Raw genomic sequence first — 13,136 nt, forward strand, 5'->3', positions numbered from 1 at the left:
GTTCAGCCCACCGGTGGCACCTCGTCTGCCGTGTAATCGACAAAGCCGTCGCGGCGGCAAAAGCTGGCCAGTTGCATGCCGGCCTGGCGCGCGATGCGGATCGCCAGCGAGGTGGGCGCCGAGATGGTGGCGACGAGCCCGATATGCATGCGCGCCGACTTGCGCACCAGTTCATAGCTGGCGCGGCTGGACAGGAAGACGAAACCGTCGTGCATGGCGATGCGGTGCAGCGCCAGGTAGCCGATCAGTTTATCGAGGCCGTTATGCCGACCCACGTCCTCGAACACTTTCACGATGGCGCCCTCGGCCGTGCACCAGGCGGCCGCATGCACGCCGCCCGTCTTGTGCATCAGCTCCTGGTAGGGCAGCAGTTCGCGCGCGGCGCGGCCGAGGATGGCGCTGCTGGCGACCAGCGGCGGCAAGGGGCGCGTGATTTTTTCCGGCACCAGGTCCAGCAGGGCCAGGCTTTCGATGCCGCACACGCCGCAGCCCGTGCGTCCGGTCAGCGCGCGGCGGCGGGCCTTGAGCTTGATCAAGTCCGGCTGGGCGATGGTCAGCCGCACTTCCGCGCTGTCCGCGCCGCAACACACATCGAGGTCGTAGATGTCGCGCACGCTGCCGACGATGCCTTCGGTCAAGGTAAAGCCGACGGCGAATTCCTCGAGGTCGCGCGGCGTGGCCATCATCACCGCGTGGGCGATGCCGTTATAGACAAGGGCTACGGGATACTCCTCGGCCACCATGTCGTGGGCCGCCGTGGCCACGCCGGCCTGGTGGCGCACCATGGGAACTTCCAGGTAACCGTCGCGTTCGATGGTGGTGACGTCGATATCGCATTTCATGATTTTTTCCTCCGGTTAATCGATCTGATAGCGCGGGCAGGGCCGTATCGAAGGCGGCAGCGGGTCGCCGTTCAATTCCAGCAGCGAGCGTTCCGTTTCCCGCGTCATGGCGTTCAGGGCCAGGCAGTTGGGCGCGAGGCCGAACGGTTCGGCGATCTGCTGCGCGATGGCTTCCAGCGCGAACAGGGTGTAGGCGACAAAGACGGAAATGAGGGGCGTGGCCACGCCGATGGCGTCCACCAGGCCCAGCGGCAGTAAAAAACAGTACATGTAGACGGTGCGGTGCACCAGCACGCCATACGGATACGGAATCGGCGTGTTCTTGATGCGCTCGCAGCCGGCCACGGTGGCGGCCAGGTCGTTGAGCTGGGTGTCGAGCATCCACAGCAGCTGGGTCTGGCCCGGCTGGCGCTGCACGGCGTCGTACAGCATGGCGCGTACCGAATGGAGCACGGCGACGGGCTTGAAGTTGACGCCCTGCAAGCGCTGCATGTCCTCGGCCGGCAGGTAGCGCGCCAGATCTTGCTGCGGGTCCGTCTGGCGCAGCTGGTGCTTGAGCGCATACACGAAGGCGATCAGGCGGCGCAGCAGCAACTGGTGATCGAGGCCGTTCGTCTCCTGCGGCAGATACGTGAGCGCCTGCGAAGCGAGGGCCCGCGCGGCGATCAGCAATTGCCCCCAGATATGCCGCGCCTCGACAAAGCGCGCATAGCTGGCATTGTTGCGAAAGCCGAGGAAGATCGCCAGGCTGATGCCGACCATGGGAAACGGCGCCGTATCGAGCGGAATCTTGACGCCGAAGATACGGCCATCCGTCAGCAGGGCCAGCGAACTGACGACCAGCATCAGCAGCAATTGCGGGATGATGGCTTGCAGCACCGAGCCATCCCAGACGAACAGCATGCGGAACCAGTTGGTGGTGGGGCGGATAATCATGATGGAAGACGCATGCCGTGGTGCCGGTTAATGTTTCCGGGGCACGACTTTGCCCTCGAAGACGTAGTATTGGAACAGGTTGTAGCCGATCATGATCGGCAGCATGGAACCCATGCCGATCAGCATGAAGATCAGGGTCGGCTCATCCGAGGCGGCCGCCGCGATGCTCAGCTTGCCCGGCACGAGGTCGGGGAAGAAGCTGATGGCCAGGCCCGCGAACGAGGCCAGGAACAGCACGATGGCGCCGCGGAACGGTCCGCGCACGCCGTTCACGTGCACGGCCCACAGGATGTAAATAAAAGCGCTGGCGGCGATGGCGGCCAGGGCCAGCAGCACGCCGAACACGCCCGGCTGCGCCCAGCGGTCGTGGCCGATGGCGCTGAAGACCATGGTGCCGGCCGACAGCACGATGGCGGCCGCGACCGTCGCCAGCACGCTGGCCGTCGCATAGCGGCGCGCCGCCGCTTCCAGCTGGCCGCCCGTCTTCTTGATCAGGTAAGTGCTGCCCAGGAGGCAATAGCCGGCGACCACGCCCAGTGCCGTGCAGGCCGTGAAGACCGCACTCAGCGGGCCCGGCTGCAAGCCCGTGATGACCTCGCCCAGCACCACGCCTTGCGCCACGGCGGCCAGCAGGCTGCCCACGCCGAAGATCAGGTCCCACAGGCGCTTGTTGCCGGCCGCATGGCGGAACTCGATCGAGGCGCCGCGCATGATCAGGCTGGCGATCAGCAGCATGATGGGAATGTACAGCTGTTCCAGCAAGGTGGCGTAGGCGCTGGGGAAGGCGCCGAACAGGGCGCCGCCCACCACCACCAGCCAGGTTTCGTTGGCGTCCCACACGTGCTCGATGGACTGGAAGATCAGGTTGCGTTCCTGCTCGCGGCGGGTGAACAGGCTGAGGATGCCCACGCCCAGGTCGAAGCCGTCCGTGACCACGTAAAAGATCAGCATCAGGCCGATCAGGCCGAACCAGGCATTGCCCAGCATGGCATGCGAATTGATATCCATTACAAACTCCTTGATTGGTAGGGGCGCACTTCAGTACCCCGCGGCATGGGCAGCGTCCGGCAGCGGCAGCGCCACATCCGGGCCTTGTTGCAGCCATTTCTTGGCAAATACAAAGAAAGTGACAAACAGCACGATGTAAAACACGAAGAACATCAGCATGCTGCCGGCCACGGCATGGGCCGCCACGTCGGAGACGGCGTCGCGCGTGCGCAGCAAGCCGTACACGACCCACGGCTGGCGTCCCACTTCGCGCACGATCCAGCCGCACTCGACGGCGATATAGGGCAACGGTATCGTCAGCACCCAGGCCAGCAGCAACTTGCGATTGCGCACGAACTCTTCCACCCGGCCGCCTACCTTGCGCCAGGCCACGAAGGTCCAGAACGACAGCAGCACGAACCACATGCCGATGCCGGCCATGGCGCGGAAGGCGTAGTACAGCAGCGGCAGCATGGGCGGCTGGTCTTCGCGGGCGATGTCGGCCAGGCCCGTGATCTTGCCCGTGGCGCTATGCGTGGCGATCACGCTGAGCATGCCGGGCACTTCGATGGACCAGTCATTCTTTTGCTCCGCCTGGTTGGGCCAGGCCAGCAGGGACCAGGCCGCGCCTTCGCCATCGGGATTCGTGTGCCAGTGGCCTTCGATGGCCGCGCCCTTGGCGGGCTGGGTCTTGAAGACGTCGACGCCGCTCGAATCGCCGAGCCACACTTGCAACGGTGCAATGACCAGCAGCAGCATCAGCGCCAGCTTGAATGAGCGGGCGAAGAAGGCCGGCTCGCGGCGCTTGAACATATACCAGGCGGAAATGCCGGCGATGACGAACAGGCCCGTTTCCACGGCGGCCACCCACATGTGGCCCACGGCCCAGGCCATGTCGGGATTGAAGATGGCGGCCACGTAATCGGTGACGATGATCTTGCCGTCGACCACGCGCACGCCGGCCGGCGTCTGCATCCAGGAATTGGCGACCATGATCCAGAACGAGGAAATGCTGGAACCGAGCGCCACCATGCCGGTGGCAAACAGGTGCACGCCTTTCGGTACGCGGCCCCAGCCGAACATCATGACGCCGATGAAGCCCGCTTCCAGCATGAAGGCCATGGCGCCTTCGAAGCCGAGGATGTTGCCGATAAACTGGCCGGAATGGTGCGAGAACGGCGCCCAGTTGGTGCCGAACTGGAATTCCAGGGGAATGCCGCTGACGACGCCGACGGCAAAGTTCAGCACCAGCAGCTTGCTCCAGAAGCGCGCGTGGCGGTAGTAGACGGGGTCGCTGGTGCGCAGCCACAGCGCCTCGACGACAAACAGGAACAGCGACAGGCTGATCGTCAATATGGGCCACAGGATGTGGAAGATGGCCGTCATCGCAAATTGCGCGCGCGACAGGTCCAGGGTATCGAAACCGAACATGGCGTTCTCCTGATCAGCTGAGGGCGGCGGAAGGTGACAGCAGCACGGGGATGGATTTGAAGGTCGGCGTGCGCGAGCCTTCGCCCACGCTGTCGAGCGGCACCAGCGGATTGGTTTCCGGGTAGTAGGCGCCGATACAGCCGCGCGGGATGTCGTACTCGACCAGCAGGAAGCGGTCGGCGCGGCGTTCGATGCCGTCATGCCATACGCCGATCAGGTCGACCCAGTCGCCGGCCGCAAAGCCCAGCATGGCCAGGTCATTCTTGTTGATGAAGACCACGCGGCGCTGGCCGAACACGCCACGGTAGCGGTCGTCCATGGCGTAGATCGTCGTGTTGTACTGGTCGTGCGAACGCGTGGTCATCAGCACCATCAGGCGCTCGCCATATTGCTGGCGCGCACGGTGGATCGGCGTGTCCAGTTCCACGGCGTTGACGAGGAATTGCGCCTTGCCGCTTTCCGTCTTCCACACGCGTTCGCGCGAGGCGATTTTCAGGTGGAAGCCGCCCGGCTTGGCTATGCGCAAGTTGTAGTCGAAAAAGTCGTCAAAAACTTGCTCGATGGAATCGCGCAGCAGCGCATAGTTGCCGGAAAAGCGCAGCCAGTCGATCTTTTCGCTGCCCACGGTCGCTTGCGCCATGCCGGCCACGATGGCGATTTCCGAACGCAGATTGGGCGAGGCGGGCTGGTTCATGCCGAACGAGATGTGCACCATGCTCATCGAATCTTCCACCGTCACGCCTTGCGCCACGCCTTGCTGCACGTCGATTTCCGTGCGTCCCAGGGTCGGCAGGATCAGCGCATCCTTGCCATGTACCAGATGGCTGCGGTTGAGTTTGGTGGCGATGTGCACGGTCAGGTCGCACGAGCGCAGCGCGCCCCAGGTGCGCGGCGTGTCCGGCGTGGCCATCGAGAAATTGCCACCGAGCGCGACAAACACTTTGACTTTCTTTTCCAGCATGGCTGCTATCGTGCCGACGGCGTCATAGCCGTGGTGGCGCGGCGGCTCGAAGTTGAAGACCAGACCCAGGCGGTCGAGGAATTCCTTGGTCGGCTGTTCCTCGATGCCCATGGTGCGGTCGCCCTGCACGTTCGAGTGGCCGCGCACGGGACACAGGCCCGCGCCGCGCTTGCCGATATTGCCGCGCATCATCATCAAGTTCGACAGGATTTGCACGGTGGCCAGCGAATTCTTGTGCTGCGTCACGCCCATGCCCCAGGTGGCGATGACGGCCTTGCCCTTCACATAGATCTGCGTCAGTTCCTCGATCTTGTCGCGCGCCACGCCCGATTCGGCCAGCAGCAAGTCCCAGCTTTCGGCGCGCAGGTCGGCGGCGAAGGCCTCGAAGCCTGCCGTGTGTTCGGCGATGAAGGCGCAGTCGAGCACGCGCTCCTGGCCGTGGGTGATGGCCTCGTCATCGAGCTCGACGACGCGCTTGGCCATGGCCTTGATCAGCGCGAAGTCGCCGCCCAGAGTGGGGCAGATGAACAGCGAACAGATGTTGGTGCTGCCGCCCGTGAGCATTTCCAGCGGATGCTGCGGGCTCGTGAAGCGCTCCAGGCCCCGTTCGTGCAATGGGTTGATGGAGACGATGGTGGCGCCACGGCGCGACGCTTCGCGCAATTCTCCCAGCATGCGCGGGTGGTTGGTGGCCGGGTTCTGGCCGAACAGCAGCAGGGTGTCCGCATGTTCGAAGTCGTCCAGCAGCACCGTGCCCTTGCCGATGCCGACCGTTTCCGGCAAGCCGCGGCTGGTCGCTTCGTGGCACAGGTTGGAGCAATCGGGGAAATTGTTGGTGCCGTAGGCGCGCACGAACAGCTGATACAGGAAGGCGGCTTCGTTGCTGGCGCGGCCAGACGTATAGAAGGCGGCCTGGTTCGGGTCGTCCAGCGCGTGCAAGTGGTGCGCCACGAGGGCGAAGGCGTCGTCCCAGGAAATGGCCTGGTATTTGTCGCTGGCAGAGTCGTACACCATGGGGTCCGTCAAACGGCCATGTTGTTCCAGATCATAGTCCGACTGCTCCATCAATTCGGTGACCGTGTGTTCCTGGAAAAACTCGGGGCGCACGCGCTTGCTCGTCGATTCGGCGGCCACGGCCTTGACGCCGTTTTCGCAGAATTCGAACGTCGACGCGTGTTCGCGGTCGGGCCAGGCGCAGCCGGGACAGTCGAAACCGTCGGGCTGGTTTTGCTCGAACAGCGAGCGGTAATTGCCCGCGCTGACTTTTTCCTTGAACAGATTGATGGCCACGTACTTGAGGGCACCCCAACCGGCCGCGGCATGGGTGTAGGGCGCGATGCGCGCGTCGGACTTTGGCTTGCTCATGATGACTCTCCTGGTGATATGCGATGGGACAATCACATGGTAGGGGCGGCGGCTTGCCCCGTAGGCGCACAGTTCCGGCTAAAAAAACAGAGTACAGATGGCAAGACGACGATGCCGGTCGCGCTGGCGCCGGCCGTGATTTATGATGTGGACAAGGAGAAAAACATGCACAAGGAAGACAAGGAAGTGGGAGTCGACGCGGCGCTGATCGCGCTGTTGGCGCTGCTGTGGCAAGCGCGGCAGGAGGCGCCCGGCAAACCGTGGTCGCTGGCCAAGCTGGCCAAGCGGGCAGGAGTACAGATGAGCACTTTGCTGCGCCAGCTCAATGCGCTGTCGAGCGCGGGACTGGTGACAGTTGCCACGGCGGAGAACGGCGGTGGCAGCGCGCTGCTCAGCGCGGCGGGCGCCGAGCTGTGCGCCAGCATGTTCGCACCACCGCCAGCAGAGTAAAGCCGAATCTGTACTCTATCGGCTGGCGCCGGACTGTACCTCATTGAGTGTCTGCATTCGTCCTATGCTACTTCCAGACGAACGCAATCAAGGGGGAAGCACAATGAACACCATCATGTATCCGCAGCCAGCCACCTGGCAGCCAGACTATAGTGAACCCTGCGTGGACATGCTGGGCCGCCCCCTGACGGACTTGCGCATTTCCGTCATCGACCAGTGCAACTTCCGCTGCACCTATTGCATGCCGGCCGAGCTGTACCCCAGCGATTACCCGTTTCTTCCCTCCAGCGAGCGCCTGTCCTTCGCGCAGATCGAAACGCTGGCGCGCGCCTTCGTGCGTCTGGGCGTGGATAAAATCCGCATCACGGGCGGCGAGCCGCTGCTGCGCAAGAACCTGGAGCAGCTGATCGAGACGCTGGCGAAGCTCACCACGCCGGACGGGCGCGCCGTGAGCATCGCGCTGACGACGAATGGCAGCTTGCTGGCGGCCAAGGCGCGCTCGCTGAAGGATGCAGGCCTGGACCGCGTCACCGTCAGCCTCGACAGTCTCGATAACGGCATTTTCCAGCGCATGAATGGTGTCGACTTTCCCGTAGAGAAAGTGCTGCACGGCATAGCGGTGGCGCAAGCTGTGGGCTTGCACCCCGTAAAGGTCAACATGGTCGTGCAGAAAGGCGTCAACGACAGTCAGATCGTGCCGCTGGCGCGCCATTTCCGCCACACGGGCGTGATCCTGCGCCTGATCGAATTCATGGACGTGGGCGGCATCGGCGCCTGGTCGCGCACGCACGTAGTCACGTCCGAGGCGGCGCGCGCGCTGATCGCCGCCGAATTCCCCCTCGTGTCGCTGGGCGAAGGCAAGCCTGTCCTGCACGAGACGGCCAGCCGTTATAGTTACCTGGATGGCGGCGGCGAAGTGGGTTTCATTTCCAGCGTGTCGCAGCCGTTCTGCGGCGACTGCAGCAGGGTGCGCGTGTCGTCCGATGGCAAGCTGTTTACTTGTTTGTTCGCCCACGACGGCCTCGACCTGCGGCCCCGGCTTGACTCGGCGCAAGGGCTGGAAACCCTGCTGCGCCAGCACTGGCAGCGGCGTGGCGACCGTTACTCGGAAGTGCGCGGTGCACTGGCCCAGCTTGGCGGGCGCAAGCAGTATCCCACCGTGCGCATGTCGCTGGTGGGCGGGTGAATGGTCTACAAAAATTCGGTGATGAGTTTGCCGAGCAGAATGATCGCCTGTTCTACACCCACGCTCCACGGATAGCTGTAGTTGAGGCGGATGCAATGCTTGTAGGCCTGGCTGACGGAAAACATGCGCCCCGGACCCACCGTGATCTTGCATTCCAGCGCGCGCCGGTACAGCTGCATGGAGTCTATGTCGCCGGGCAATTCCACCCACAGCACGTAGCCGCCCTGCGGGTGCGAGATTTTCGTGCCAGCAGGAAAGAAGCGCTGCACGGCGGCGGCCATGATGCGCGCTTGCTGGGCATAGGCCTTGCGGGTGCGGCGCAGATGCTGTTCGTAGCCATCGTTTTGCAGGTATTCGGCGATGGCCAGCTGCGGAAACGAGGAGGTGGCCAGCGTGTTGAGGAATTTGAGTTCCTCGACCTTGCCCCGGTAGCGCCCGGCCAGGGCCCAGCCCACGCGCTGCGCGGAACTGAGGCTCTTGGAAAACGAGGAACAGTGCAGCACCATGCCCTTGCGGTCATAGGACTTGAGCGAGGACGGGTGGGCGTCGCCGTAATACAGTTCGTTGTAGACGCCGTTTTCGATGGCGGGCACGTCGTGCTGTTCCAGCAGTTGTACCAGGGCCCGCTTGCGCTGGTCGGACATTTGAAAACCCAGCGGATTCTGGAAGTTCGGCATCACCATGACGGCGGCGATCGGTTGCTGGGCCATGATGTCGGCCAGCGCTTCGATGCTGATGCCATCGTACGGATCGGTGGACACTTCCACCACCTTCATGCCCAGCCGTTCGACGGCCATCAGCATGGCATAGAAGGTGGGCGACTCGACGGCGATGGTGTCGCCCGGCTTGGCCACGGCTTGCAGGCACAGGTTGATGGCTTCCGTGGCGCCCACGGTGACGATGATTTCATCGGGATCGACGGCCAGACCGTTTTCCATGTAGCGGCGGGCGATTTCGCGGATCAGCTGCGGGTTGCCTGGCGGCAGGTCATCCGTCATGTTCCACACGCGGTTGCGGCGCGCCACGGCGCCCGCATACTGGTTGATGCGTTCCCAGGGAAACAGCGAAGGGTCGGGGTAGGGCGAGCCCAGCGGTATGGCGTCATGCAAGCCGATCGAGCGCAAGGTCGACAGCACCAGGCGGCTGACGTGCACTTCCGCCGGCACGGGGCTGGGGTGCGACGCCTGCATGCACAGGCCGGCGTTCTGTGCATCGCTGGCGCGCGGACGCACGAAGTAGCCGGACTGGGGCCGGCTTTCGATCACGCCCATGCCTTCCAGCTTGACGTAGGCGCGCAGCACCGTGGTGATGCTCAGCTTGTGCTGCTGGCTGGTCTGGCGCACCGAGGGAATGCGTTCGCCTGGCAGGAGCACGCCCTTGTCCACCAGTTGCTCGATGTCGCTGACAAGCTTTTCATACAATTTCATGCAATGGTATCCATTCTTATTCTTGCTCTACGTCATTGCATTATCGTCCAATTCATGACTACCTATAGTTACAGTTATCGCATGTGCCTAAAGCATGTTGCCTAAATGAAACTACCATCCGGCACTTCTGGTTTAAGATCCACATAGAAAACAAAAAGAGGAACATTGGTTATGGCAATTCCACAAAGCATGTTGTCGATCGTCGCGCGCGACGAAGTGCATTTGCAGTTCAAGGTAAAGGCCGGCGTCGATATGCGGCAGTTGTTCAAGTTGCTGGGCAAGCTGTGGGAATCCGAAGTCACGGGCATCCTCGATCCCACGCTGAACCGCCACCATCAGTTGACGGGCGGCACTGCCAATGTGGTGCTGGGATTCAAGCCCGAGCTGTGGCGCGCCGCTTGCCCCGGCTGCGTGCCGGACAATATGGCATCGTTTGCGCAGGACCTGGTGGGCGCCAGCGGCAAGACGGCGCCGGCCACGCAGCACGATTTCTGGGTCTGGATCACGCAGTCGAACGCGGCCACCCTGTACGACAGCATGCGCACGACGCTCACGCTTTTGAGTCCCTTCGCCGAGCTGGCCAGCGAGCAGGTGTGTTTTCCGTATCATAATAATGTGACCTTCGACGGCTTTGCCGACGGCGTCGCCAATCCGAATCCGTTTCGCGCCAACGGCGTGGCCATCATTCCGGACGGCGAGGCGGGCGCGGGCGGTTCGACCGTGCTGCTGCAAAAATGGCGCATGGACGTGGAGCGCCTGCGCGCCTTGCCCGTGCACGCGGCCGAGCAGGTATGGGGCCGCACCAAGGCCGGCAGCCATGAATTGTCGCCGCTGCCCGTCGATTCCCACGTGGGCCGCAACCAGTTCATCCGCGATGGCGAGGAAGTCGATATCGTGCGCCGCAATGCCAATTACGCCAATGCCGGCGAGGCGGGCGTCATGTTTGTCGGTTTCTGCAAGGACATCACGGTGACCATGGGCATGCTGCGGCAAATGTACGGCGTAGGCTATGATGGCGTCACCAAGACGGACAGGTTGCTGGATTTTTCCACGGCGCTGTCGTCGGCGATCTATTTTGTGCCCAGCATCGACGCCTTGCTGGCCGTGGGTATTTCGCCGGCGGATCCCGGCTAAGGGCCGCCCCGGCGGTTCCGATTTTTACTTTCACTAGGAGTTTTTCATGCGTATTCGTCCCGCCACCTTGCTGTCCGCCCTGATCTTCGGCAGCGTCGTCTTCAGCGCTTCCGCTTCCGCCGTCGGCCTGGGTTTCCTGGCCGATACGCCGATGGCCTATCTGAACAAGAACGACAAGCCCGTCTTCGTCAAGGCCGTCACCGACGTGCTCAATGACAAGCAAGATGGCGAAGCCGTACAGTGGAGCAATGAAGGCTTGCGCAATTCCGTGCGCATCGCCGCCGAGATCACGGCCAGCGATACGCAAAAGACGGAGGCGCAAACCTGCCGCAAGGTGCAGGTGGCCTTGAGCGCCAAGGGCCAGGAACAGACGCTCAAGCTGAAGGTCTGCAAGGCTGGCACGAGCGCGTGGAAAGTGGCGAAGAGCTGATTGCCCGTGCAGTTCCCTTGCCGGTTCTGTGCCGGCAAGGTGCGACTTTCCTCTAGGTAAGTCTGGCAGCGGTTAGAATCACGCTTTACCCTCACTTTTCTCACCTGCATGCAGCAAAGTCGCCTCCTGTTCTTCCGCCTGGCCGGCCAGTTTCGCCGCTATGGCGCCATCGTTGCTGCCACCTTGCTGGCCGTGGGCGTGGCGTCCGCCACCGATGTGTTGTTAATCCGTCAGTTGCAAAACGTCGTCGACGCCATGCGCGCGACGGCCAGCACGCAGGTGGCGCCCGCGTCCGGCGTGATGGGCATGCTGCAGGGCTGGGTCGACCGTTTCTTGCCGGCACAGGCGGGGCAGGTGGACTTGTGGGTGATTCCCGCCACCATCCTGGGCCTGGCCGTGCTGCGCATGATGTCGAGCTTTGCCGGCGATTATGGTTCCGTGTGGCTATCGAGCCGGGTGCAGGCCGATTTGCGCGAAAAAATGTTCGCCACCATCATGCGCCTGCCCAGCCGCTTTTTCGATACCACCACCACCAGCCTGACGCAGTCGCGCGTGGCCTTCGACGCCAGCCAGGTGTCGCAGGCGGGCTTGAACGTGCTCAATGTGATGGTGCGCGATTCCGTTGCCACCGTCGGCTACTTGATTTTACTGTTCAGCATCGACGTGAAACTGGCCCTGTTCTGCATGGCCTCGATGCCCATCGTGGCCATCGTCGTGACCCTGGCGGGACGCCGCATGCGCCACCTGAGCAAGAGTTCGCAGCAAGCCGTGGGCGAGCTGACCTCCGTGCTCGACGAAAGCATCGGCGGCCAGCGCGTCGTGAAAATCTTCGGCGGCCAGGATTATGAGCAGGCGCGCTTCGTCGACGTGGTCAAGCGCAACCGCCAGCTGGCCGTCAAGCACGCGGCCACCTCGGCCATGAATTCCGGCTTCATCATGATGCTCGTCGGCATCACCCTCTCGTCCGTGATTTATTTCGCCATGCTGCGTGCGCAAAGCGGCGCCATCACGCCGGGCGCCTTCGTCGCCTTCATGGGCGCGCTGATGGCGATGCAGTCGCCGATCAAGAATCTGACGAAGATCAATGAACCGCTGCAGCGTGGCCTGGCGGCGGCCGAGTCCGTCTTCGGCCTGATCGACACGCCGCTGGAACCGGACCCGGGCGCCATCGCGCCCGTCACGGTGCAGGGCAATCTGTCCTTGCAGAACGTGCACTTCCGCTACAACAGCGACGATCCCGATGCGCCCACGGCCTTGAACGACATCACGCTCGACATCCGCGCCGGCGAAACGGTGGCCCTGGTGGGCGGCTCGGGCGGCGGCAAGACAACCTTGCTGGGCTTGCTGCCGCGCTTCTACGACGTCAGCGGCGGCCAGATCCTGCTAGACGGCGTCGACCTGCGCGACTACGCGCTGCTGGCCCTGCGGCGCCAGTTCGCCCTCGTCAGCCAGGACGTGATTTTGTTCAACGACACGATGGCGGCGAATATCGCGTATGGCGACCCGGCCCCGGACCAGGACAGAATCGAAGCATCGGCGCGCGCCGCCTATGCGCACGACTTCATCATGCAGTTGCCGCAGGGCTACGCCACCCAGGCGGGGCAGAATGGTTCGCGCCTGTCGGGCGGACAACGCCAGCGCCTGGCGATCGCCCGCGCCCTGTACAAGGACGCGCCGATTTTGCTGCTGGACGAAGCGACCAGCGCGCTGGACACGGAGTCGGAGCGTTCCGTGCAGGCGGCGCTGGAAGTGCTGATGCGCAACCGCACCACCATCGTCATCGCCCACAGGCTGTCGACCATCGAAAGTGCCGACCGCATCGTCGTCATGCAGGGTGGCCGCCTGGTGGAAGCGGGCAGCCACACGGACTTGCTGCGGCAGGGCGGCGCGTATGCGCGCCTGCATGCGAGCCAGCTATCTCCCATCAAGGATGGCTTGGGCTGAAACTGCGCACGCGCACCCGCCAGGCCGGAGCCGGATCAGCAGG

At 63.4% G+C, this 13,136-nt stretch carries 11 protein-coding genes; 5 read left to right on the plus strand and 6 right to left on the minus strand.

Annotated elements, in window-relative coordinates; genetic code table 11:
• Window positions 1–2: 2 nt before the first annotated feature.
• Genes fdhD through HWE17_RS09375 form a run of 5 tightly spaced genes read right to left on the minus strand, consistent with a single transcriptional unit; the run spans window position 3 to window position 6,522 of the window.
• Entirely contained in the window at window positions 3–842 is an 840-nt protein-coding gene (gene fdhD / locus HWE17_RS09355; protein WP_176388590.1) for a formate dehydrogenase accessory sulfurtransferase FdhD, read from the minus strand.
• Window positions 843–857: 15 nt separating this feature from the next.
• Complete coding sequence (locus HWE17_RS09360; RefSeq protein ID WP_176388591.1) at window positions 858–1,778, minus strand: bestrophin family protein; 921 nt, start codon at window positions 1,776–1,778, stop codon at window positions 858–860.
• 27 nt (window positions 1,779–1,805) lie between these two features.
• Window positions 1,806–2,786, minus strand: a complete 981-nt coding sequence (locus HWE17_RS09365) for a cytochrome d ubiquinol oxidase subunit II (RefSeq protein WP_176388592.1) — start codon at window positions 2,784–2,786, stop codon at window positions 1,806–1,808.
• Window positions 2,787–2,816: 30 nt separating this feature from the next.
• Window positions 2,817–4,196 (minus strand): cytochrome ubiquinol oxidase subunit I, encoded by a 1,380-nt coding sequence (locus HWE17_RS09370; protein ID WP_099402555.1) that lies wholly within the window; start codon window positions 4,194–4,196, stop codon window positions 2,817–2,819.
• Window positions 4,197–4,209: 13 nt separating this feature from the next.
• Window positions 4,210–6,522 carry an FdhF/YdeP family oxidoreductase gene (locus HWE17_RS09375; protein WP_176388593.1) on the minus strand — a complete coding sequence of 771 codons (2,313 nt, stop codon included), beginning with the start codon at window positions 6,520–6,522 and terminating at the stop codon, window positions 4,210–4,212.
• Between the two features lie 111 nt (window positions 6,523–6,633).
• Between HWE17_RS09375 and HWE17_RS09380 the strand changes: the two genes are divergently transcribed.
• Together HWE17_RS09380 and moaA are read left to right on the plus strand one after the other, a co-directional pair.
• Window positions 6,634–6,972 carry a helix-turn-helix domain-containing protein gene (locus HWE17_RS09380; RefSeq protein ID WP_369681717.1) on the plus strand — a complete coding sequence of 113 codons (339 nt, stop codon included), beginning with the start codon at window positions 6,634–6,636 and terminating at the stop codon, window positions 6,970–6,972.
• A gap of 115 nt (window positions 6,973–7,087) precedes the next feature.
• The gene (gene moaA / locus HWE17_RS09385; protein ID WP_255206180.1) at window positions 7,088–8,158 is read left to right on the plus strand and encodes a GTP 3',8-cyclase MoaA; all 1,071 of its coding nucleotides are present in this window, start codon (window positions 7,088–7,090) and stop codon (window positions 8,156–8,158) included.
• Between the two features lie 5 nt (window positions 8,159–8,163).
• On the opposite strand, the gene HWE17_RS09390 is transcribed toward moaA, so the two are convergent.
• On the minus strand, window positions 8,164–9,585 hold the full coding sequence (locus tag HWE17_RS09390) for a PLP-dependent aminotransferase family protein (protein ID WP_176388595.1): 1,422 nt from the start codon (window positions 9,583–9,585) through the stop codon (window positions 8,164–8,166).
• 171 nt (window positions 9,586–9,756) lie between these two features.
• Here HWE17_RS09390 and HWE17_RS09395 point away from each other — a divergent pair, with 171 nt between their 5' ends.
• From HWE17_RS09395 to msbA, 3 genes are all read left to right on the plus strand, one after another.
• Window positions 9,757–10,719 carry a Dyp-type peroxidase gene (locus HWE17_RS09395; protein ID WP_176388596.1) on the plus strand — a complete coding sequence of 321 codons (963 nt, stop codon included), beginning with the start codon at window positions 9,757–9,759 and terminating at the stop codon, window positions 10,717–10,719.
• A 46-nt stretch (window positions 10,720–10,765) separates the two neighbouring features.
• Window positions 10,766–11,149, plus strand: coding sequence for a hypothetical protein (locus HWE17_RS09400; RefSeq protein ID WP_099402560.1), 384 nt, complete (start codon window positions 10,766–10,768; stop codon window positions 11,147–11,149).
• Between the two features lie 108 nt (window positions 11,150–11,257).
• Window positions 11,258–13,093 (plus strand): lipid A export permease/ATP-binding protein MsbA, encoded by a 1,836-nt coding sequence (gene msbA / locus HWE17_RS09405; protein WP_176388597.1) that lies wholly within the window; start codon window positions 11,258–11,260, stop codon window positions 13,091–13,093.
• The last annotated feature ends 43 nt before the right edge of the window (window positions 13,094–13,136 follow it).

This window comes from Janthinobacterium sp. BJB401 (assembly GCF_013372745.1).
GTDB lineage: Bacteria > Pseudomonadota > Gammaproteobacteria > Burkholderiales > Burkholderiaceae_D > Janthinobacterium > Janthinobacterium rivuli.

Coding starts and splice junctions, on each gene's coding strand:
- HWE17_RS09380 (WP_369681717.1), top strand. CDS start 6,634: ATGCCGGTCGCGCTGGCGCCGGCCGTGATTTATGATGTGGACAAGGAG.
- HWE17_RS09370 (WP_099402555.1), bottom strand. CDS start 4,196: ATGTTCGGTTTCGATACCCTGGACCTGTCGCGCGCGCAATTTGCGATG.
- HWE17_RS09395 (WP_176388596.1), top strand. CDS start 9,757: ATGGCAATTCCACAAAGCATGTTGTCGATCGTCGCGCGCGACGAAGTG.
- moaA (WP_255206180.1), top strand. CDS start 7,088: ATGTATCCGCAGCCAGCCACCTGGCAGCCAGACTATAGTGAACCCTGC.
- msbA (WP_176388597.1), top strand. CDS start 11,258: ATGCAGCAAAGTCGCCTCCTGTTCTTCCGCCTGGCCGGCCAGTTTCGC.
- HWE17_RS09365 (WP_176388592.1), bottom strand. CDS start 2,786: ATGGATATCAATTCGCATGCCATGCTGGGCAATGCCTGGTTCGGCCTG.
- HWE17_RS09400 (WP_099402560.1), top strand. CDS start 10,766: ATGCGTATTCGTCCCGCCACCTTGCTGTCCGCCCTGATCTTCGGCAGC.
- HWE17_RS09360 (WP_176388591.1), bottom strand. CDS start 1,778: ATGATTATCCGCCCCACCACCAACTGGTTCCGCATGCTGTTCGTCTGG.
- HWE17_RS09375 (WP_176388593.1), bottom strand. CDS start 6,522: ATGAGCAAGCCAAAGTCCGACGCGCGCATCGCGCCCTACACCCATGCC.
- fdhD (WP_176388590.1), bottom strand. CDS start 842: ATGAAATGCGATATCGACGTCACCACCATCGAACGCGACGGTTACCTG.
- HWE17_RS09390 (WP_176388595.1), bottom strand. CDS start 9,585: ATGAAATTGTATGAAAAGCTTGTCAGCGACATCGAGCAACTGGTGGAC.